The following is a 19,598-nucleotide window of genomic DNA, read 5'->3' on the forward strand; positions in this document are numbered from 1 at the left end:
GCTGCCCACCCATGGTAAAGGACCGGCAAAAGGCGTCTTCTGTCAGATTCTGCCGGCGGAGCGCCGCGATCACCGGGGCCTTACGGGGGACCGTCCGCCGGGCCGGGCACGCCGGGCCGTCTGGCCACGCCCAGGACGCACGGGGAGGCCGGGGTCGGCACCCGGCTCTGCGGGACCCGCAGCCGGCTGTACGGGCCGAGCTCGAACCCCGCCGCCGCGATCGACGCCAGCGGATCCCGTGCCGTGTGGCACCCGCCGAACAGCACCGGCCAGATCGTCCGGTCCAGCGCGTGCTGCGCGGCGGACAGCGCCCGGCCCTCCGCCCGGCCGTGCTCGAAGAACCGCAGCTCGCCGCCCGGCCTGAGCACCCGCCGCAGCTCCGCCAGCGCGCGCCGCACGTCCCGTACGGAACACAGCACCAGCGACGTCACCGCCGCGTCGAACGCCTCGCTCTTGACCGGCAGGGCCTCCGCCGCGCCCGGCACCACGTCCACCGGGACGCCGGCCCGCACCGCGGCCTCCACCGCGATCCTGCGCAGGCCGCGCTCCGGCTCGATCGCCACCACCTCGGAGACCGTCGGCGGGTAGTACGGGAAGTTCAGGCCGTTCCCCGCGCCGATCTCGATCACCCGGCCCGACAGCCCGGCCAGCAGCTCGCGCCGGTGCGCGCCCATGCCGGCCCGCTCGTCGATGACCGGGCTCACCTTCGCGTAGAAGCGGGCGAAGACCGGATGGTGCACGGCGTCGTGCGGCAACCTGGTGGTCCGAAGCGGCGGCATGGCACACACCCCTTTCCGGGGACGACGGCTACCGCGATTGTTCCCCGGCCGGACCGGCCCGCACCGTCGGCGCGCCGCAAGCTCCGCTGCGGCCGCGGCAGTTGGGGCGGGCGGGTCCGGTGGGACGGCCGGGGCCGGTGGGGTCAGCGGTGGGCCGCGGCGAAGCCGGCGGCGTCCCAGGTGCCGGCCAGCTCCGGCGCCAGCCAGGTGGGGGCCGCCGTGCGGAAGGCCTCCGGCGGGAGGCTCCCGGCCCCCTCCGGGACCGCGCCCAGCAGCGGGGCGCCGGCCACCTCCGGCAGGTCGGCGAGGTTGCAGCGCATCGCCAGGTCCGGGGCGGCCGGCCAGCTGCCGATCACCACGCCCCGGCAGCGCAGGCCCCGCGCGCGCAGCGCCTCCGCGGTCAGGGCGGTCGTGTTGAGGGTGCCGAGGCCGGCCTGCGCGACGAGGAGGACGGGGGCCGCGATCAGCCGGGCCGCGTCCGCGAGGGTCGCGCCCTCGACGAGGACCAGGTCATGGCTCTCCGCGAGCCGGGCCGCCGCCTGCGCGATCTCCGGCGGGCGGACGGGGGAGAGGCCCGCCCGGGCCGCGGCCGTGCCCGGCGCGAGCGGCTCCGGGAACCGGGCCAGCTCCTCCCCGGTCACCGCGCCCCCCGCGAGGCGCCGCACCTCGGCGACGTCACCGGGCTCGCCCGGGGCGACACCGGTCTGCGCGGGCTTGAGCACGGCAACGGTGCGGCTCGCGGCTCGCGCCGCCGCCGCGAGGGCCGCGGTGACGACGGTCTTGCCGACCTCGGTGCCGGTGCCGGTGACGACGAGTACGGGCATGGAGTGTCCTCAGCCTTTCTGTCTCTTGCTTCTGGTCATCGACCGAGTCCTGCCCGGCGGTCCCGGACACCCCGGACCGGGCCGCCGGGAACGCGGCGGCACCCGGTATCCGCCGCAGCGGCGCCTGGCCGAGACGGCGCGGTCCGGCGGTGCCGGACGACCCCGGCCGGGGCGCCGGGAACGCACCGACACCTTGTGCCCGCCACCGCGGCGCCCGGCCGAGACGGCGCGCTCCGGCGGTGCCGGACGACCCCGGCCGGGCCGCCGGAAACGCGGCGGCGCCCCGCCACCGCCCCGCCCTCAGGCGACTCTCGCCGCGTCGCAGACCGCCCCGCAGACCCGGGCCAGGTCCTCGTCGTTCGTTACGTACGGCGGCATCACGTACAGCAGGTCGCGGAACGGCCGCAGCCAGACGCCCGCGCGGACCGCCGCCCGCGTCGCCGCCGCGACGTCCACCTCGTGGTCGAGCTGGACGACGCCGATCGCGCCGAGCACCCGCACGTCCCGTACGCCCGGCAGCGAGGCCGCCTCCGCGAGGCCGTCCCGCAGGCCCGTCTCGATCCGCTTGACCTCCGTCTGCCAGTCCTGGCCGAGGAGGAGGTCGATCGAGGCGCCCGCGACCGCCGCCGCGAGCGGGTTGCCCATGAACGTCGGCCCGTGCGCCAGCACCGGCACCTCGCCCCGCGAGATGCCGTCGGCGACCCGCGTCGTGCACAGCGTCGCCGCCATCGTCATATAGCCGCCGGTGAGCGCCTTGCCGAGGCACATCACATCCGGCGTGACGCCGGCGTGCTCGGCCGCGAACAGCCGGCCCGTACGGCCGAAGCCGGTAGCGATCTCGTCGAAGACGAGGAGCACGTCGTGCTCGTCGCACGCTTCGCGCAGGACCCGCAGGAGCGCCGGATCGTGGAAGCGCATCCCGCCCGCACCCTGCACGACCGGTTCGACGATGACCGCCGCGAGCTCGTGCGCGTGGGCGGCGAGCGTCTCGCGCAGGTGCGCCGCGTACGCCCGCACGGCCTCGGCGCCGCGGGACAGGGCCGGCGGCGCGTCCGCGAAGACGTGCTTCGGGAGCGCCCCGGACCACAGTTCGTGCATCCCGCCGTCGGGATCGCACACGGCCATCGGCTGCCACGTGTCGCCGTGGTAGCCGCCGCGCCACGTCATCAGCCGCCGCTTCTCCGGCCGTCCGGCCGAGCGCCAGTACTGCAGGCACATCTTGACGGCCACCTCGACCGACACCGAGCCGGAGTCGGCGAGGAAGACGTGTTCCAGCCCCTCGGGGGTGATCTCCACGAGCCGGGCGGCGAGCCGCACGGCGGGCTCGTGGGTGAGCCCGCCGAACATCACATGACTCATCCGCCCCAGCTGCGCCTGCACAGCCTCGTTGAGGACGGGGTGGTTGTAGCCGTGGACGGCGGACCACCACGAGGACATCCCGTCGATCAGCTCGGCCACGCCGTCGACCGGCCGGGCGAGCCGCAGCCGCACCCCCGACGCGGATTCCACGAGCAGCGGCTCCTGACGTCCCGGCATGGGGCCGTAGGGGTGCCACACGTGCTGCCGGTCGAGGGCGAGGAGCTCGCCGGGGGTGAGCGGCTCAGGCATTCGGCGGCAGGTCCGTGCCCGCGCCCCGGCGCCGCACGGCGACCAGGTCCGTACGGGCGGCGTCCTGGCCGGCGGCGGCCTCGGTCCCGCCCACGGTCACGGCCTCGGCCCCGGCCGCCGCAGGGGCGGCGGCGCCGTCCCCGCAGGGCCCGCACGAGCCCCCGCCGCAGCCCGCGGCCGCGGCGGCGTCCGCCCGGTGCGCCGGCAGGGTCGTCGTGCCCGCGCCCTCGACCTCGAACCCGGCGTCCGCGATCATGTCCAGGTCGGCCTTGCCCTCCTGGCCCTCGCTGGTCAGGTAGTCGCCGAGGAAGATCGAGTTGGCCAGGTGCAGGGCGAGCGGCTGCATGGACCGCAGGTGCACCTCGCGCCCGCCCGCGAGCCGGACCTCCACGTCCGGGCAGACGAACCGCACCATGGCGAGGATGCGCAGGCAGCGCTGCGGGGTGAGGTTCCACTCCTTGGCCAGCGGCGTGCCCTCGAACGGGATGAGGAAGTTGACGGGCACCGAGTCCGGGTCGAGCGCGCGCAGCGAGAAGACGACGTCCACCAGGTCCTCGTCGCTCTCGCCCATGCCCGCGATCAGCCCGGAGCAGGCGGACAGGCCCGCCGCCTGGGCCTGCTGCACGGTGTCGACGCGGTCCGCGTAGGTGTGGGTGGTGGTGATGCCGCCGTAGGTGGCCTCGGAGGTGTTGAGGTTGTGGTTGTACGCGTCGGCGCCCGCGGCGCGCAGCCGCTCGGCCTGTCCCGCGGAGAGCAGCCCGAGGCACGCGCACACCTCGACGTCCTCGTTCTGCTCCTTGATCGCCTCGATGGTCTTCGAGACCCGGTCGACGTCCCGGTCCGTGGGCCCGCGCCCGCTGGCGACCAGGCAGACCCGCTTCGCGCCGCCGGCGACACCGGCCGCCGCGGCCTTGGAGGCCTCCTCCGGCTTGAGCCAGGTGTACTTGAGGATCCCGGCCTCGGAGCCGAGCCGCTGCGAGCAGTACGAGCAGTCCTCGGGGCACAGCCCCGACTTCAGGTTGACGAGGTAGTTGAGCTTCACCCGGCGCCCGAACCACTTGCGGCGCACCTTGCCGGCCGCGGCCACCACGTCGAGCACGTCGTCGTCGGAGGTCGCCAGTACGGCGAGCGCCTCTTCACGGGTCGGCAGCTCGCGCCGCAGCCCCTTCTCCACCAGCGTGTTCAGCAGGTCCATGGCGGTGATCCTCGCTCACGGCCGCACCCCTGGCCAAGGTAGGGATTACACAACACCCGCGGATTGATGTGTGTGTATTGCCACACCCTGACCAGGTGTGACGGCCGCTACGTTCTAGGGAGGTTCTATCCGGGATCCACAGAACGGCCCGCGGAACCGCCCCCCAGCCCCGGACCGCGAAGGACGGCCGCATGCCCCAGGACGACGCCTTCGGCTGGATCGACGCGCACCACGAGCGGCGCCTGGCCGCCGGTCTCGTACGGACCCTGCGGCCGCGCCCCGCCGACGCCCCCCTGGTGGACCTGGCGGGCAACGACTACCTCGGCCTGACCCGCCACCCGGAGGTCACCGGGGCCGCGGCGGAGGCCGCCCGGGAGTGGGGCGCGGGCGCGACGGGCTCGCGCCTGGTCACCGGAAGCACCGCGCTGCACGCCCGGCTGGAGGCGGAGCTCGCCGCCTTCTGCGGCTTCGAGGCGGCGCTCGTCTTCTCCTCCGGCTACACGGCCAACCTCGCCGCCGTCACCGCGCTCGCCGGACCCGGCGGCGCCGGAGGCCCGGCCCTGCTCGTCTCCGACGAGGGCAACCACGCCTCGCTGATCGACGGCTGCCGGCTGGCCCGCGCCGAGAAGGCGATCGTGCCGCACGCCGACCCGGCCGCCGTCCGCAAGGCCCTGGCCGCGCACGACGGCCGCGCCCTGGCCGTCACCGACTCCGTCTTCTCCGTCGACGGCGACGCGGCGCCGCTGGTCGCACTCGCCGGGGCGTGCCGCGAGCACGGCGCGGGGCTGCTGGTCGACGACGCCCACGGGCTCGGCGTCCTGGGCGAGGGCGGCCGCGGCGCGGTGCACGCGGCGGGGCTCGCGGGCGCGCCGGACGTCGTCGCCACGGTCACGCTGTCGAAGTCGCTGGGCAGCCAGGGCGGAGCGGTGCTCGGCCCGGCGCGCGTGATCAGGCACCTCGTGAGCAACGCCCGGACGTTCATCTTCGACACCGGCCTCGCCCCGGCGGCGGCCGGCGCCGCCCTGGCGGCCCTCACGGTGCTGCGCCGCGAGCCGCAGCGGGCGGCCCGGGTCCGGGAGATCGCCGCCGAGCTGCACGGCAGGGTGGTGGCGGCGGGCCTTACGGCGGTGCGGCCCGACGCGGCGGTGGTGTCCGTGCGCGCGCCCTCGCCGGAGGCGGCGGTGCGGTGGGCGGCGGACTGCCGGGAGGCCGGGTTCGCGGTCGGCTGCTTCCGGCCGCCGTCCGTGCCGGACGGCGTCTCGCGGCTGCGGCTGACCGCGCGGGCGGACCTGTCGGACGGGGAAGTGGCGGCGGCGGCCGGCGCGATCGTACGGACCGCGCCGGCCGTGTGAGCCCGCGGCGGTCCTAGCGCAGACCGGCGCGCAGCCCTTCGACGAAGCAGGTCCACGAGGCGGAACGGAAGAGCAGGGCGGGACCGGCGGTGTTCTTGGAATCGCGCACGGCGAGGAGACGGCCCGGGAGCGGACCGGCCGTCTCGACGCAGTTGTTGTATCCGGTGCTGTAGCTGCTGCGCCGCCAGGCGGCGCCACGGAGCAGGAACAAGGAAAGGGAAGGGGCAAGGGCTGCAGGGGCGGAACGGTGGGGTACGTACCGAGGCATTGCGGACATGGTGCCTCCTTACGCGCCGTCGTTGATCCCGGCGATGAATGCGAGTGAGTCCTCGTGCGAGAGTGCGTGTTCGCGCAGCGTCGTGAAGGCCGCGCCGTACGCCCGGAGGTCTTCTTTCCGCTCCAGGTAGAGGCTACTCGTCAAGTGGTCGAGAACAACCACATCCAGATCAGCAATGCGCGGAAATGAGAAGATAACAAAAGGCCCGGTGATGCCGATATGGCCGCCACCGGAGAACGGCAGGACGTGCAGCCGCACATGGCGCAGCGATCCCGTCTCCACCAGGTGCCGCAGCTGCCCGGCCATGACCTCCGCTCCGCCCACCTCATGGCGCAGTACCGCCTCGTCCAGCACGGCGCACACCTCCAGCGGCCGCTCGCCCCGGAGCACCGCCTGCCGCGCCATGCGCACCCGCACCAGCTCCTCGACCTGCTCCGGAGCGGGGTCGCCCAGCGCCGCCCGGGTCACGGCGCGGGCGTAGTCGGGCGTCTGCAGCAGGCCGGGCACCACGGTGGTCTCCAGGGTGCTTAACCGCGAGGCCTCCGACTCCAGGCTGATGAAGTCCAGGTACGCGGGCGGCAGCCGGTCGCGGTAGGCGTACCACCAGCCGCGCCGGGCTCCCGCTCCCTCGCCCGGCACGGGCGACCCCGCCCCGCACAACGCCCCCAGCAGCGCGCGCAGTTCGGTGTCGGTGACCCCGTAGGCATCCAGGAGCCGGGCCACGTCCGCCGGTTTCACGCCACTGGCGCCCGTCTCGATCCGGCTGACCTTCGACTGGTGCCAGCCCACCGCGCGCGCGGCCTCCAGGCTCGTCAGACCGGCCAGTTCGCGCTGGCGGCGCAGCTCCGCGCCCAGCTTGCGGCGGCGCACCGCAGGTCCGTACCGCATCGGCCCTCCCCTAGGTCACTGTCACTGTCATACGTCAGTGTCAATAGCCCAGTGTGCCGCGCTCATACGGTCGCTCGTCGCAGAGTTCACCGCTTCGAGCGACAGATATATGCATATCTCGGGGGATCGCTCCCATCCCAGGCGTTATCAGTGGCAGGCTGGCGCCCAGAGCCGCACGAGGCCGCTCACGACCCCCGCTGACGCACGGCGTGCTCCCCGTTTTCCGTGGCCGTGCACCGTCGGTGCACGGGGTTCCGGCCTCGGCGGGACCTCGGCTGAAAGGGCCACCGCCATGGCAGACCACCAAGAAGCCACCGTCACCCTGCCGAGCGCCCCCGCCTCGGTCTCCTCGGCGCGACGCTATGTCGCGCAGGTGCTGGCCGACTGGGGGCTGCCGGGCGGGACGGACACCGCCGAGACCGTGCGCCTGATCGTCTCGGAGCTCGCCACCAACGCCGTGCAGCACACCCGGGGCCAGTCGCCCACGTTCACCGTCGACGTCCGCCTCGACCGCGACCAGCAGCTGCGCATCGGGGTCACGGACAGCCACCCCCGCTTCCCCCGCCGGCTGCCGGCCGCGGTCCAGCAGGACAACGGCCGCGGCATGGTGATCATCCGCTGGCTCGCCGCGGAGTCCGGGGGGCGGCTGTTCTTCACCCCGACCTCCGACGGCGGCAAGACCGTGTGGATCTCCCTCCCCTGGACCGTGCCGGTCAGCGCCGAGCGCTGAGCTCCCCTCCGGCCGGCCCGGCCCCCCGTACCGGTGCGGGGGGCCGGGGATCCCTTCGGGGCGGTCACGGGCCCGCGGGCCCGGGTGCCGGCGGGTCAGCCGACCCGGCCGTAGCGGACGCTGTTGGTCCAGATCCGCTCCAGGCGGACGACGGCGCCCGTCTTGGGCGCGTGCCAGATCCTCCCGTCCCCGGCGTATATCCCGACGTGGTAGATGCCCCGCCCGGAGACGAAGAAGACGAGGTCGCCGCGCTCGCGTGCGGACCGCGGGATGTGCCGGGTGCTGTTGTACTGCTGGGCGGCGGTGCGGGGCAGGGATTTGCCGGCCCGCTTGAAGGAGTAGAGCGTGAGGCCCGAGCAGTCGAACCGGTAGGGTCCGGTCGCCCCCCACTGATACGGGGAGCCCTGCTTCGAGGCCGCGATCCGCAGTGCCATGGTGGAGGCGGAAGACGCCTCCGCCTCTGCCGCGCCGCCCGGTGCCAGCACCGTGGCACCGACGGCGGCGAGAGTGAGGGCCGATGCGGCACCGGCCCTGGACAGCTTCGACGGACGTTTGTGCGCGCCCATGCGCTAACCCTTCGTCAGCCGCCTGTGAAGGATGACCTGTCGGGTTCGGGCAGGCGAAGGTTGCCCGGCCGTCGTCAACGGCTTCACCCCAAGGGCCGACCGCACTACTCTTGGTCGTCCCACCACTCTTGGGTCCTCCATCCCTGCCGTTGCACTCAAGTCGACCCGGCATCCCGTCGGCGGCAGGGTTCGGCGTCCGCCGGGACCGCCCCGCCGGGGTGGCGGGGTCTTGTCGTCGCAGGGATCTTGGCGCAGCCCCCGTGCGGAATCCGAGCGGAACCGGGGGTATGTGAGGCTGATCACTCCTGGGCAATTCCGCTGGACAAAGGGCGAGTTGAGGGGGTTCGCGTAAGCCGGCTGAGGCGCTGGCCTGCGGTGGTTCGTACCCGGCCGGGCGCAATCCGGCCGTCCGCCCCAATTCGATCACCGCGCCCCGTCTACGCCGTGATCCTCCATGGAGCGCAGCCGGGTTTATTCGCGCGCGGACCGCGGGCCCTCCGGCGCACATGGCGCGGAGATCCCTTCGCCCCCGGCGCTGTGCGCCGGAGCCCGGTACCGCCCGCGTCGGCACGGCCCGTTCACACCTCCCGTTCACCCGCTTCGTGCGTGCGTACGAACCGGGCCGCGGCCGCGGCCCGGCGACGGCGGCGGTCTGCGCTGCCCGTAGCCGGCCGTACGTGTCCTGCGGGCGGACGGCCATGATCCGGCCCAGAAGATCCAGTAGATGCATGCGACAGCGGGCGGGCGGGGCTCCGGCCATGACAACGCAAAGAGTCAGTTAACGCGTTGGAAAAGCTTCGGCCCTAATGTGCAATCACTGGCCATCAGCCGAAGAACCCCAGGTCAACACCGTGTTGAACTCGGGTGGCGGCCCGGCGCGGCCGGCCGGGACCCCGCCTGACACGGGCGGGACGACAGTGAGGTGGGACGCATGCAACTCTCCCCGCACGAGCAGGAACGCCTGCTCCTCCATGTGGCGGCCGACGTCGCCGCGCGGCGCAAGGCCCGTGGCCTGCTGCTCAACCACCCCGAGGCGGTGGCCCTGATCACCGTGCACGTCCTGGAAGGAGCCCGGGACGGCCGCACCGTCGCCGAGCTCATGTCCTCCGGACGCAAGGTGCTCACCCGCGGCGACGTCATGGCGGGCATACCCGAGATGATCCCCGACGTCCAGGTCGAGGCCACCTTCCCCGACGGCACCAAGCTCGTCACCGTCCACGATCCCATCTGCTGAGGGGCAGGACCGATGATCCCCGGAGAGATCCTGCACGCCGCCGCGCCCGTGGCCCTCAACCAGGGCCTGCACCGCACCCGGCTGACCGTGCTCAACGCCGCCGACCGGCCGGTGCAGGTCGGCTCGCACTACCACTTCGCCGAGGCCAACCCCGGCCTGCGCTTCGACCGGGCCGCTGCCCGCGGCAAGCGCCTCGACATCGCCGCGGGCACCGCCGTCCGCTTCGAGCCGGGCATACCCGTCCAGGTCGACCTCGTGCCCATCGGCGGCAAGCGCATCGTCGAGGGCCTGCGCGGCGAGTGCGGGGGACCGCTCGATGAGTGAGCTCAGCCGCGTCGCCTACGCCGACCTCTACGGGCCCACCGCCGGCGACCGCGTCCGCCTCGCCGACACCGGCCTCGTCGTCGAGATCGAGGAGGACCGCAGCGGCGGACCCGGCCACGCCGGCGACGAGGCCGTCTTCGGCGGCGGCAAGGTCATCCGCGAGTCCATGGGCCAGTCCCGCGCGACCCGCGCCGACGGCGCCCCCGACACCGTGATCACGGGCGCGCTCGTCCTCGACCACTGGGGCGTCGTCAAGGCCGACGTCGGCATCCGCGACGGCCGCATCACCGGCATCGGCAAGGCCGGCAACCCCGACACCATGGACGGCGTCCACCCCGACCTCGTCATCGGCCCCGAGACCGAGGTCATCGCCGGCAACGGCAAGATCCTCACCGCCGGAGCCATCGACGCCCACGTCCACTTCATCTGCCCGCAGGCCGCCGACGAGGCCCTCGCCTCCGGCGTCACCACCCTGCTCGGCGGCGGCACCGGACCCGCCGAGGGCAGCAAGGCCACCACCATCACCCCCGGCGCCTGGCACCTCGCCCGGATGTTCGAGGCGATGGAGGGCTACCCCGTCAACATCGGCCTCCTCGGCAAGGGCAACACCGTCTCGTACGACTCGATGCGCGCCCAGCTGCGGGCCGGGGCCGTAGGCTTCAAGATCCACGAGGACTGGGGGGCGACCCCCGCCGCCATCGACGCCTGCCTCGCCGTGTGCGAGGAGAGCGGCGCCCAGCTCGCCATCCACACCGACACCCTCAACGAGGCCGGCTTCGTCGGCGACACCCTCGCCGCCGTCGCCGGCCGCTCCATCCACGCCTACCACACCGAAGGCGCCGGCGGCGGGCACGCCCCCGACATCATCACCGTCGTCTCCGAGGCCAACGTCCTGCCCAGCTCCACCAACCCCACCCGGCCGCACACCCTCAACACCGTCGACGAACACCTCGACATGCTGATGGTCTGCCACCACCTCAACCCGGCCGTCCCCGAAGACCTCGCATTCGCCGAATCCCGCATCCGGCCCGGCACCATCGCCGCCGAGGACGTCCTGCACGACCTCGGCGCGATCTCCATCATCTCCTCCGACTCCCAGGCGATGGGCCGCATCGGAGAGGTCGTCCTGCGCACCTGGCAGACCGCGCACGTGATGAAGGAGCGCCGCGGCGCCCTGCCCGGCGACGGCCCCGCCGACAACGCCCGCGCCCGGCGCTACGTCGCCAAATACACCATCAACCCCGCGGTGGCTCAGGGCCTCGACCACGAGATCGGCTCCGTCGAGCAGGGCAAGCTCGCCGACCTCGTGCTGTGGGACCCCGCCTTCTTCGGCGTCCGGCCGCGGCTCGTCCTCAAGGGCGGCCAGATCGCCTACGCGCAGATGGGCGACGCCAACGCCTCCATCCCCACCCCGCAACCGGTCCTGCCCCGGCCCATGTTCGGCGCCCACGGGCGCGCCCCCGCCGCCAACTCCCTCAACTTCGTCACCCAGTGGGCCATGGACGACGGCCTCCCGGAGCGGCTCGGGCTGGGAAAGAGGTTCGTGCCCATACGGTCCACGCGCGGCGTGACCAAGGCCGACATGCGCAACAACGACGCCCGGCCGAGGGTCGAGGTCGACCCCGACACGTTCACCGTCACCGTCGACGGAGAAGTGATCGAACCCCGGCCGGCGGCGGAGCTGCCGATGGCCCAGCGGTACTTCCTCTTCTGATGACGACGTCTTCCGTGCCGGGTGGGGCGAGGACAGGCGCCCTCGCCGCCCTCCTCATCCTGGCCGACGGGCGCTTCCCCGCCGGAGGGCACGCGCACTCCGGCGGGGCCGAGGCCGCCGTCGCGGCCGGGCGCATCACCGACGGGCGGACCCTGGAGGAGTTCTGCCGGGGGCGGCTGCACACCGCCGGGCTCACCGCGGCCGCCCTCGCCGCGGCGGCCGCCGCCGGGCTCGACCCGCTTGCCCTCGACGACGCCGCGGACGCCCGCACCCCCGCGCCCGCCCTGCGGACCACCGCCCGGCGCCTCGGCCGGCAGATGATGCGCGCCGCCCGCGCCGCCTGGCCCTCGGACGCGCTCGACGCCCTCGCCGCGGCCCGGCCGCGCGGCGCCCACCAGCCGGTCGTCCTCGGCCTCGCCGCCCGGTCGGCGGGACTGCGCCCGCTGGACGCCGCCTACGCCGCCGTCTACGAGTCGGCCAGTGGCCCTGCGACGGCGGCCGTACGCCTGCTGAGCCTCGACCCGTTCGAGGCGACGGCCGTCCTGGCCCGGCTCGCACCCGCCATGGACACCGTCGCCGGCCACGCGGCCGCCGCGGCGACCCGCGCCGCGACGGAGGGCCCGGACACCCTCCCGTCCGCAGCGGCACCCCTGCTGGACATCACGTCACAACTCCACGCGACGTGGCCGGTAAGGCTGTTCGCCAGCTGATGGCCGCCCAACGGATGGGGACCGGCAATGCGGCGGACCCGGCACCGCCGCCCCACGAAGCCGCGGCGTGCCGCCGCTGCGGGAGGTCTTCCGCAGCGACGTGCCGGCCCGGCGGCGCCGAGCCGCGCCCCGGACCGTGCCAGCCCTGGTCACCGGGCGGTCCGCCGAACGGCCCTGCCGCTGTTGCGGCAAGAAGTTCTTCCGCCGCAACGGCGATCAGCCACGAAGTGCCACCCCGGCGGTGCCGGACCGTGCCCGGAACGATGCCGGCTCCGGTCACCGGGCGGTCCGCCGGAGGCGGGTGGCGAGGCCCTGCCGCCGTTGCGGCACGAAGTCCCTTCCGCCGCGACGGCGATCAGCCACACCGTGTCGACCCGGCGGTGCCGGACCGTGCCCGGAACGATGCCGGCTCCGGGCGCTGGCCGGTCCGCCGGCCGCGGGTGGCGCGGCTGCTGCCATCGTTGTGGCAAGACTCTCTTCCGCCGCGGCGGCGATCCGCCACAACGTGGCAGCCCGGCGGTGCCGAGCCGCGCCCCGGACCGCGCCGGCCCTGGGCACCGGGCGGTCTGCCGAACGGCTCTGCCGCTGTTGCGGCAAGAAGTTCTTCCGCCGCGCCGGCGATCAGCCACAACGCGCCGGCCCGGCGGTGCCGGACCACCCGCACCGGGTAGTCGGCCCGGCCTCGCCGGTGCATGCCCCGCGGCCCCCGCGGCACCCGCGGCCACCGCGAACCGCACCCGTATCCATCACCCGAACCCCCCGGAGGGACCATGCACCTCGATCACCCCGAGACCTACCCCCACCGCCACACCTACAGCGCCCCTTCCCCCGTCCGCCCCGACGGCACGCGCCGGGCGCTGCGGATCGGGCTCGGTGGGCCCGTCGGGTCCGGTAAGACCGCTACCGTCGCCGCGCTCTGCCGCGCCCTGCGCGACGAGCTGTCCGTCGCCGTCGTCACCAACGACATCTACACGCGCGAGGACGCCGAGTTCCTGCTGCGCAACGCCGTCCTGCCGCCCGAGCGGATCTCCGCCGTGGAGACGGGGGCCTGCCCGCACACCGCCATCCGGGACGACATCTCCGCCAACCTGGAGGCGATCGAGGACCTGGAGGACACGGCCGGGCCCCTCGACCTCGTCCTGGTCGAGTCCGGCGGCGACAACCTCACCGCCACGTTCTCCAAGGGCCTGGTGGACGCGCAGGTCTTCGTGATCGACGTCGCGGGCGGCGACGACATCCCGCGCAAGGGCGGCCCCGGCATCACCACCGCCGACCTGCTGGTGGTCAACAAGACCGACCTCGCCCCGTACGTGGGCGTCGACTTGGAGGGCATGGCGCGCGACGCGAAGGCGCAGCGCGGCGACCTGCCCGTGGTCTTCACCTCCCTCGTCGCGGAGGACGGCGTGGGGCCGGTCACGGCGTGGGTGCGCGCGCAGCTCGCCGCCTGGACCGCGGCGCCGTGACGACGGCTCTCGCCCCGGCGGGGCCGGGCCTGCGGGCCGCGGCCAGGATCGTCGCCGCGGCCGACGGCCGCGGCGGCACCGCGCTGCCCGTCCTCGACGGCTCCGGCCCGTTCGCGCTGCGGCGCCTGCGCTCGGTGGGGCGCGAGGCGCGCGTGTGCCTGGTGGGCGCGATGAGCGCGCCGCTGGGCGGCGACGTCCTCGCGCTGGCCGCCGAGGTGGAGGACGGCGCCGCGCTGCACTTCTCGACCACCGCGGCCACCATCGCCCTGCCGGGCCGTACGGGCGCGCCCGCCACGTACGACGTCCGCATCCGCGTCGGCGACGGCGCGGTCCTGTACTGGCTTCCCGAGCCGCTGATCTCGGCCCGCGGCGGCGAGCTGCGGATGACCACGACCGTCGAACTCGCCCCGGCCGCACGGCTGGTGTTCCGCGAGGAGCAGATCCTGGGGCGCGCGGGGGAGCGGCCGGGCCGCCTGACTGCCCGGCTGACCGTCCGCCGCGGCGGACGCCCGCTCTACGACCAGGAGCTGTCGTACGGGCCGGGGGTGCCGGGCTGGGACGGCGGGGCGGTCCTCGGCGGCCACCGGGCGGCCGGGCAACTCCTCGTCGTGGACCCGGCCTTCGCGGCGCGCCCGGCCGTACCCCGGGTCCTGGGGCCGACGGCGGTCGTCGCGCCGCTGGCCGGGCCGGCAGCCCTCGTGAGCGCGGTCGCGCCGGACGGCCTGGAGCTCAGGACGCTGCTCGAAAACGGCAGGTTGGGGGTGGATTTCGGTATACAGCGCGATACGGATGATGCGGTACAGCGGTGACGAATGACGCCACCCGTGCCGCCTCATGTTTCGTCATTCTTACGGATTAGTAAAGAACACTCGTACGACCTGTCCATTATGGGATAGGAGACGAAAGGATCCCCTTGCAGCATTGCGATCTCCGCCGTTCCTAGCGGCGTATCCAGCAGGGGGATTCCTACGTGAGACACACGTCAATACTCGGCGCGGCCGGCACCCTGGTGACCGGCGCGCTGGTGGCCGGGTTCCTGACCGCCCCGGCCGCCGGCGCGAGCGAGCGCGTGCCGGGCGGGGCCGCCGAGGCCCGCGGTGTGAAGACGGCCGCCGCCCGCGCGGCCAAGGAGGGCATCAAGTGGCAGGACTGCCCTGCCTCCTGGGGCCTTGAGAAGCCCATCCAGTGCGGCTACGTGACGGTTCCCGTCGACTACGCCAAGCCCGACGGGCCCACCATCAAGATCGCCGTGGACCGGGCCCGTTCCACCGGCACCGCGAGCGAGCGCCAGGGCGCCCTCCTGTACAACCCGGGCGGCCCCGGCGGCTCGGGCATGAAGTTCCCGCGCCGGATCACCACCAAGGCCCCGCTGTGGGCCAAGACCGCGAAGGCGTACGACTTCGTGGGCTTCGACCCGCGCGGCGTGGGCCACTCCGCCCCGATCTCCTGCATCGACCCGCAGAAGTTCGTCGCGGCCCCCAAGGCCGACCCGGTGCCCGACAGCGAGGCCGACAAGCGCGCCCAGCGCAAGCTGGCCCGCGAGTACGCCGACGGCTGCGCCGAGCGCAGCGGCAAGCTGCTGCCGTACCTCACCACGGCGAACACCGCGCGCGACGTCGACGTCGTCCGGGCCGCCCTCGGCGAGAAGAAGCTCAACTACCTGGGCGTCTCCTACGGCACCTACCTCGGCGCCGTCTACGGCACCCTCTTCCCGGACCACGTCCGCCGCCTGGTCGTCGACAGCGTCGTCAACCCGGACCGGGACAACATCTGGTACCAGGCCAACCTGGAGCAGGACGTCGCCTTCGAGTCCCGCTTCAAGGACTGGGAGACGTGGGTCGCCAAGCACGACGACGCGTTCCACCTCGGCACCACGCAGGCCCAGGTCCAGAAGGGCTGGGAGAAGCTGCGGGCCGCGGCCAAGAAGAAGCCCATCGGCGGGGTCGTCGGCCCGGCCGAGCTGATCAGCTACTTCCAGGGCGCGGCGTACTACGACACCTCGTGGGTGCCGGTCGCCGAGACCTGGAGCAAGTACGTCGCCGGTGACGAGAAGGCGCTCGTCGAGGCCGCCGGCCCCGACCTGTCCAACACGGCGGGCAACATCGCCGCGGAGAACAGCAACGCCGTCTACACCGCGGTCGAGTGCGCGGACGCCAAGTGGCCCACCAGCTGGGCCAAGTGGGACCGCGACAACACCCGCATCCACCGCGAGGCGCCCTTCATGACCTGGGCCAACGCGTGGATGAACCTGCCGTGCGCCACGTGGAAGGCCCCCCAGGGCAACCCCGTTGAGGTCACGACGCACAAGGGCCTCCCGCAGACCCTGATCATCCAGAGCGAGCGTGACGCCGCCACGCCGTACGAGGGCGCCGTGGAGCTGCACAAGCGCTTCAAGGGCTCCCGTCTGATCACCGAGAAGGACGCCGGCTCGCACGGCGTCACCGGCGAGGCCAACCCCTGCGTCAACGCCCGCCTCGACGCCTACCTCGTCGACGGCAAGCTCGACGCCCAGGACGTGACGTGCGCCCCGCACGCCACCCCTGAGCCCGCGAAGGCCGCCGCGAAGAAGTAGCACCACCGCACGGCACTGCGGCGCCCCGGTCCTCCCGGACGGGGGCGCCGTTCGCGTTGTCGCCGCACCTCAGGCCCGCTCGGGAGGTTTCCGGCTGGATGACCATTTGATGAGCATTCCGGGAACCTCGTCGGTTCTCGGTGTTTTGGGCGCGGTTCCCTCGTAGCCTGTGCACATGCCCGCGAACCCGGACCTCGCCCAGTCGCCCGAGGAGATCAACGACGCGATCCGCGCGTTCCTGGCCGCGCGCCGCGGGCGGATGCTCAACGGTGAGGAGCGCAGGGCCTACGAGCGGCTGCGGGCGGAGTGGCTGGTGGCGGTGCGCGCCGGGGCGGGAGTGGCGTCCTCCTCGTGCGCCGGGGCGCCGTAGGGCGGCTTCCGCGGCCGGAAGGGTGGCGGGCCGGAGCCGCGCGGGCGACGGCGCGGCGTGGCAGCTTGCCGGGGGCGGCTCGCGCGCGATGGCCTGAGGCCGGGCACCCCGCTCCAGGAGGCACCGATGTCCCTACCCCGTACCGCCGTGGCCACCGCCGCCGGGCTCCTCGTCCTCGCCGCGCCGCCGGCCGCGGCGGACGGCGGGCACGGCCCCGCCGCCGGGGCCGGGGGCCGGCTGTTCCTCACCGTCTCCGGCGCGCAGAACACCTGGATCCGCGGCGTGCAGCTGAGCTGCCCGGATGCCGACGGCCACCACCCGCACGCCGCCGAGGCGTGCACGACGCTCGCCAGGGCGAAGGGCGACCCGGGGCGGGTGACCCGCGCCGAGCACCAGTGCACCCGCGAGTACGACCCCGTCACCGCGACCGCCGAGGGCGAGTGGAACGACCGTCCCGTGGTCTGGCACAAGACCTTCCCCAACGCCTGCGCGCTCGACGTGGCCACCGGCCCGGTCTTCCGCTTCTGAACCGCCCGCGCCCCCGCTCACGTCCCCCGGGCCACGAGCGTTCCTATCGTCAGCAGCGACAGCATCACCCACGCGAACCACAGCCAGCCGTTGCTGCCGATCGTCACCGAATACGCGGTCACGACGACGAGGCCCCCCACCGTCAGCCCCGCCATCGCCTTCGCCGATCCGGGCATCCCGCACCTCCTCACGGCGGCCCGGAGTGCGCCGGTGCGCAAAAGGGGCCGCGGCCTGGAGTCCATGGTCTCCCGGCCGCGGCCCCTGCCGCCAGAGCCCGCGCGCACGCCTCCCCGCGCACGCACGCGCCCGTCTCAGGTCTCGCGCGAGCGCAGCGAGGCGAGGTAGGCGTTGTAGGCCTCCAGCTCCTTGTCGCCGTTGCGGTCCGCGGCGCGGTCCGAGCGCCGCGCCTGCCGCTGCTCGGAGCGGTACCACTGGAAGGCCAGGGCCAGGAGCACCACGACCGACGGGATCTCGCTGAACGCCCAGGCGATGCCGCCGCCCGCCTGCTGGTCCTCCAGCGCGTCGATGCCCAGCGAGGCCGGCGGGTGCATGTACGTGCCGATCATCGGCTCGGAGGCCATCATCAGCGCGATGCCGAAGAACGCGTGGAAGGGCATGCCCGCGAACAGCTCCAGCATCCGCATCACGTAGCCCGGCCGGTGCGGGCCCGGGTCCACGCCCATGATCGGCCAGAAGAAGACCAGGCCCACGGCAAGGAAGTGCACCATCATCGCGATGTGGCCCGTCCTGGACTCCATGAGGAGGTCGAAGAGCGGCGTGAAGTACAGCGCGTACAGGCTCGCGATGAACATCGGGATGGTGAACGCCGGGTGCGTGATGACCCGCATGTAGCGGCTGTGGAGCAGCGAGACGAGCCACTCGCGCGGCCCCCGGCGGCCGCGCCCGGCCGCCGGCAGCGCCCGCAGCGTCAGCGTCACCGGCGCGCCGAGCAGGACAAGGATCGGCGAGAGCATGCTGATGACCATGTGCTGCACCATGTGCACGCTGAACATGACCATGCCGTAGTCGTTGAGCTTGGTGCACATCACGAGCCACACGGTCAGCACGCCGAGGACGAACGCGACGGTCCGGCCCACCGGCCAGGAGTCCCCGCGCCGCCGCAGCCGGAGGACCGCCCAGCCGTAGAGGGCCAGTGCCAGCAGACAGCCGATCATGAAGAACGGGTCGCCGCTGTACTGCAGACCCCGTCCGAGCGTGAACGGCGGCATGTCCATGTGCATCATGCCGTGCCCGCTGTGATCCATCCGCTCTCTCCCATTTCGCACCGATGCGCCGGAACCAGAGTAGAGGCGCCCCGGGCCGCGCCCGCCGCCGGGGGCGCCCCGCCTGCCGGCCGGGCCGGAGCGGGGCGGGGCCGGTCAGAGCACGCACTCGACCTCGGTGTACCGCTCCTGCGGCACGGTCTTGAGCCGCTCGACGGCCTCCGCGAGCGGCACCAGCGTGATGTCCGTGCCGCGCAGGGCCGTCATCATGCCGAAGGCCCCGCGGTGCGCGGCCTCCACGGCGTGCCAGCCGAACCGGGTCGCAAGAACGCGGTCGTACGCGGTGGGAGTGCCGCCGCGCTGCACGTGGCCGAGGATCACCGGGCGGGCCTCCTTGCCCAGGCGCCGCTCCAGCTCCCCGGAGAGCTGCCGGGCCACCCCGGCGAACCGCTCGTGGCCGTAGACGTCCGTGGCGCCCGTCTCGAAGGCCATCGAGCCCTCGCGCGGCTTGGCGCCCTCGGCGACGACGACGATCGCGAAGCGCTTGCCGGCCTCGAAGCGCCGGCCGACGACCTCGGTGAGCTCGTCGATGTCGAAGGGCCGCTCGGGCACGACGATGGCGTGCGCGCCGGCGGCCATGCCCGAGTGCAGGGCGATCCAGCCGGTGTGCCGGCCCATCACCTCGACGATGAGCACGCGCTGGTGGGACTCGGCGGTGGTCTTCAGCCGGTCGAGGGCCTCGGTGGCCACGCCGACGGCGGTGTCGAAGCCGAAGGTGACGTCCGTGGAGGCGATGTCGTTGTCGATGGTCTTGGGCACGCCGACGATCGGCAGGCCGGCGTCGGACAGCAGCCGGGCGGCCTTGAGGGTGCCCTCGCCGCCGATGGGAATGACGGCGTCCAGGCCGAGGTCGGCCACGTGGCCCTTGGCCCGCTCGACGCCGTCCCGCAGCTGTGCGGGCTGCACGCGGGAGGAGCCGAGGATCGTGCCGCCGGTCGCCAGGATGCCGGCGACGGCCTCCAGGTCGAGCGGACGGTGGTCGCCTTCGAGGAGGCCCTTCCAGCCGTCGTGGAAGCCGATGACCTCGTCACCGTGGTCGGCGACCGCGCGGTGCACGACGGACCTGATGACGGCGTTCAGACCGGGGCAGTCGCCACCGGAGGTGAGTACACCAATGCGCATGACAGGGGGAAACCTTCGCAACAGGGCGGGGGACCGGACCCCGTCGTCCGGTTGCGTCC

Annotated in this window: 21 protein-coding genes and 1 riboswitch; of the genes, 11 read left to right on the forward strand and 10 right to left on the reverse strand. The window is 73.9% G+C overall.

Going from position 1 to position 19,598, the window contains the following annotated elements; translation table 11 throughout:
* Positions 1-80 precede the first annotated feature (80 nt).
* From ACSNOH_RS01880 to bioB, 4 genes are all read right to left on the reverse strand, one after another.
* Complete coding sequence (locus tag ACSNOH_RS01880; RefSeq protein ID WP_436719365.1) at positions 81-779, reverse strand: class I SAM-dependent methyltransferase; 699 nt, start codon at positions 777-779, stop codon at positions 81-83.
* 143 nt (positions 780-922) lie between these two features.
* On the reverse strand, positions 923-1,603 hold the full coding sequence (gene bioD, locus ACSNOH_RS01885; RefSeq protein WP_436719366.1) for a dethiobiotin synthase: 681 nt from the start codon (positions 1,601-1,603) through the stop codon (positions 923-925).
* Between the two features lie 300 nt (positions 1,604-1,903).
* On the reverse strand, positions 1,904-3,211 hold the full coding sequence (locus ACSNOH_RS01890) for an adenosylmethionine--8-amino-7-oxononanoate transaminase (RefSeq protein WP_436719367.1): 1,308 nt from the start codon (positions 3,209-3,211) through the stop codon (positions 1,904-1,906).
* Complete coding sequence (gene bioB, locus ACSNOH_RS01895) at positions 3,204-4,406, reverse strand: biotin synthase BioB (RefSeq protein WP_436719368.1); 1,203 nt, start codon at positions 4,404-4,406, stop codon at positions 3,204-3,206. Before bioB ends, ACSNOH_RS01890 begins: the two co-directional genes overlap by 8 nt.
* A gap of 191 nt (positions 4,407-4,597) precedes the next feature.
* On the opposite strand from bioB, the gene ACSNOH_RS01900 reads away from it, so the two are divergent.
* A complete protein-coding gene (locus ACSNOH_RS01900) occupies positions 4,598-5,758 on the forward strand; it encodes an 8-amino-7-oxononanoate synthase (RefSeq protein ID WP_436719369.1) in 1,161 nt (386 codons plus the stop codon).
* A 13-nt stretch (positions 5,759-5,771) separates the two neighbouring features.
* Here the strand turns inward: ACSNOH_RS01900 and ACSNOH_RS01905 are convergent, their stop codons facing one another.
* Both ACSNOH_RS01905 and ACSNOH_RS01910 read right to left on the reverse strand, forming a co-directional pair.
* Positions 5,772-6,035, reverse strand: a complete 264-nt coding sequence (locus tag ACSNOH_RS01905) for a DUF397 domain-containing protein (protein ID WP_436719370.1) — start codon at positions 6,033-6,035, stop codon at positions 5,772-5,774.
* A 9-nt stretch (positions 6,036-6,044) separates the two neighbouring features.
* The gene (locus tag ACSNOH_RS01910) at positions 6,045-6,923 is read right to left on the reverse strand and encodes a helix-turn-helix domain-containing protein (protein WP_436719371.1); all 879 of its coding nucleotides are present in this window, start codon (positions 6,921-6,923) and stop codon (positions 6,045-6,047) included.
* 292 nt (positions 6,924-7,215) lie between these two features.
* On the opposite strand from ACSNOH_RS01910, the gene ACSNOH_RS01915 reads away from it, so the two are divergent.
* On the forward strand, positions 7,216-7,653 hold the full coding sequence (locus ACSNOH_RS01915) for an ATP-binding protein (RefSeq protein WP_436719372.1): 438 nt from the start codon (positions 7,216-7,218) through the stop codon (positions 7,651-7,653).
* A gap of 95 nt (positions 7,654-7,748) precedes the next feature.
* Here the strand turns inward: ACSNOH_RS01915 and ACSNOH_RS01920 are convergent, their stop codons facing one another.
* Positions 7,749-8,219: a C40 family peptidase gene (locus tag ACSNOH_RS01920; RefSeq protein ID WP_436719373.1), complete on the reverse strand. Its 471-nt coding sequence runs from the start codon at positions 8,217-8,219 to the stop codon at positions 7,749-7,751.
* Positions 8,220-8,223: 4 nt separating this feature from the next.
* Positions 8,224-8,400: riboswitch (cyclic di-AMP (ydaO/yuaA leader) on the reverse strand.
* A 750-nt stretch (positions 8,401-9,150) separates the two neighbouring features.
* Between ACSNOH_RS01920 and ACSNOH_RS01925 the strand changes: the two genes are divergently transcribed.
* The 9 genes from ACSNOH_RS01925 (at position 9,151) to ACSNOH_RS01965 (ending at position 17,134) form a co-directional block, all read left to right on the forward strand.
* The gene (locus tag ACSNOH_RS01925; RefSeq protein ID WP_436719374.1) at positions 9,151-9,453 is read left to right on the forward strand and encodes an urease subunit gamma; all 303 of its coding nucleotides are present in this window, start codon (positions 9,151-9,153) and stop codon (positions 9,451-9,453) included.
* Positions 9,454-9,465: 12 nt separating this feature from the next.
* A complete protein-coding gene (locus ACSNOH_RS01930; RefSeq protein ID WP_436719375.1) occupies positions 9,466-9,777 on the forward strand; it encodes an urease subunit beta in 312 nt (103 codons plus the stop codon).
* Positions 9,770-11,491 carry an urease subunit alpha gene (locus ACSNOH_RS01935; RefSeq protein ID WP_436719376.1) on the forward strand — a complete coding sequence of 574 codons (1,722 nt, stop codon included), beginning with the start codon at positions 9,770-9,772 and terminating at the stop codon, positions 11,489-11,491. The genes ACSNOH_RS01930 and ACSNOH_RS01935 overlap by 8 nt, the downstream gene beginning before the upstream one ends.
* Complete coding sequence (locus tag ACSNOH_RS01940; RefSeq protein ID WP_436719377.1) at positions 11,491-12,201, forward strand: urease accessory protein UreF; 711 nt, start codon at positions 11,491-11,493, stop codon at positions 12,199-12,201. Before ACSNOH_RS01935 ends, ACSNOH_RS01940 begins: the two co-directional genes overlap by 1 nt.
* 770 nt (positions 12,202-12,971) lie before the next feature.
* Positions 12,972-13,664, forward strand: a complete 693-nt coding sequence (ureG, locus tag ACSNOH_RS01945; RefSeq protein WP_436719378.1) for an urease accessory protein UreG — start codon at positions 12,972-12,974, stop codon at positions 13,662-13,664.
* Complete coding sequence (locus tag ACSNOH_RS01950; RefSeq protein ID WP_436719379.1) at positions 13,661-14,473, forward strand: urease accessory protein UreD; 813 nt, start codon at positions 13,661-13,663, stop codon at positions 14,471-14,473. The genes ureG and ACSNOH_RS01950 overlap by 4 nt, the downstream gene beginning before the upstream one ends.
* Positions 14,474-14,634: 161 nt before the next feature.
* Positions 14,635-16,236 carry an alpha/beta hydrolase gene (locus tag ACSNOH_RS01955; RefSeq protein ID WP_436719380.1) on the forward strand — a complete coding sequence of 534 codons (1,602 nt, stop codon included), beginning with the start codon at positions 14,635-14,637 and terminating at the stop codon, positions 16,234-16,236.
* 175 nt (positions 16,237-16,411) lie between these two features.
* Complete coding sequence (locus tag ACSNOH_RS01960) at positions 16,412-16,606, forward strand: hypothetical protein (protein WP_436719381.1); 195 nt, start codon at positions 16,412-16,414, stop codon at positions 16,604-16,606.
* 126 nt (positions 16,607-16,732) lie between these two features.
* Entirely contained in the window at positions 16,733-17,134 is a 402-nt protein-coding gene (locus ACSNOH_RS01965) for an SSI family serine proteinase inhibitor (RefSeq protein WP_436719382.1), read from the forward strand.
* A 17-nt stretch (positions 17,135-17,151) separates the two neighbouring features.
* Here the strand turns inward: ACSNOH_RS01965 and ACSNOH_RS01970 are convergent, their stop codons facing one another.
* The 3 genes from ACSNOH_RS01970 to ACSNOH_RS01980 all read right to left on the reverse strand — a co-directional run bounded on the left by ACSNOH_RS01970 (position 17,152) and on the right by ACSNOH_RS01980 (position 19,539).
* Positions 17,152-17,310 (reverse strand): hypothetical protein, encoded by a 159-nt coding sequence (locus ACSNOH_RS01970; RefSeq protein ID WP_436719383.1) that lies wholly within the window; start codon positions 17,308-17,310, stop codon positions 17,152-17,154.
* 135 nt (positions 17,311-17,445) lie between these two features.
* On the reverse strand, positions 17,446-18,399 hold the full coding sequence (locus ACSNOH_RS01975) for a cytochrome c oxidase assembly protein (RefSeq protein WP_436719384.1): 954 nt from the start codon (positions 18,397-18,399) through the stop codon (positions 17,446-17,448).
* Between the two features lie 114 nt (positions 18,400-18,513).
* Positions 18,514-19,539, reverse strand: coding sequence for a 6-phosphofructokinase (locus ACSNOH_RS01980; RefSeq protein ID WP_436719385.1), 1,026 nt, complete (start codon positions 19,537-19,539; stop codon positions 18,514-18,516).
* Positions 19,540-19,598: the final 59 nt, after the last annotated feature.

Origin of the sequence: Streptomyces sp. URMC 127 (assembly GCF_051386535.1) — a bacterium.
Taxonomy (GTDB): domain Bacteria; phylum Actinomycetota; class Actinomycetes; order Streptomycetales; family Streptomycetaceae; genus Streptomyces.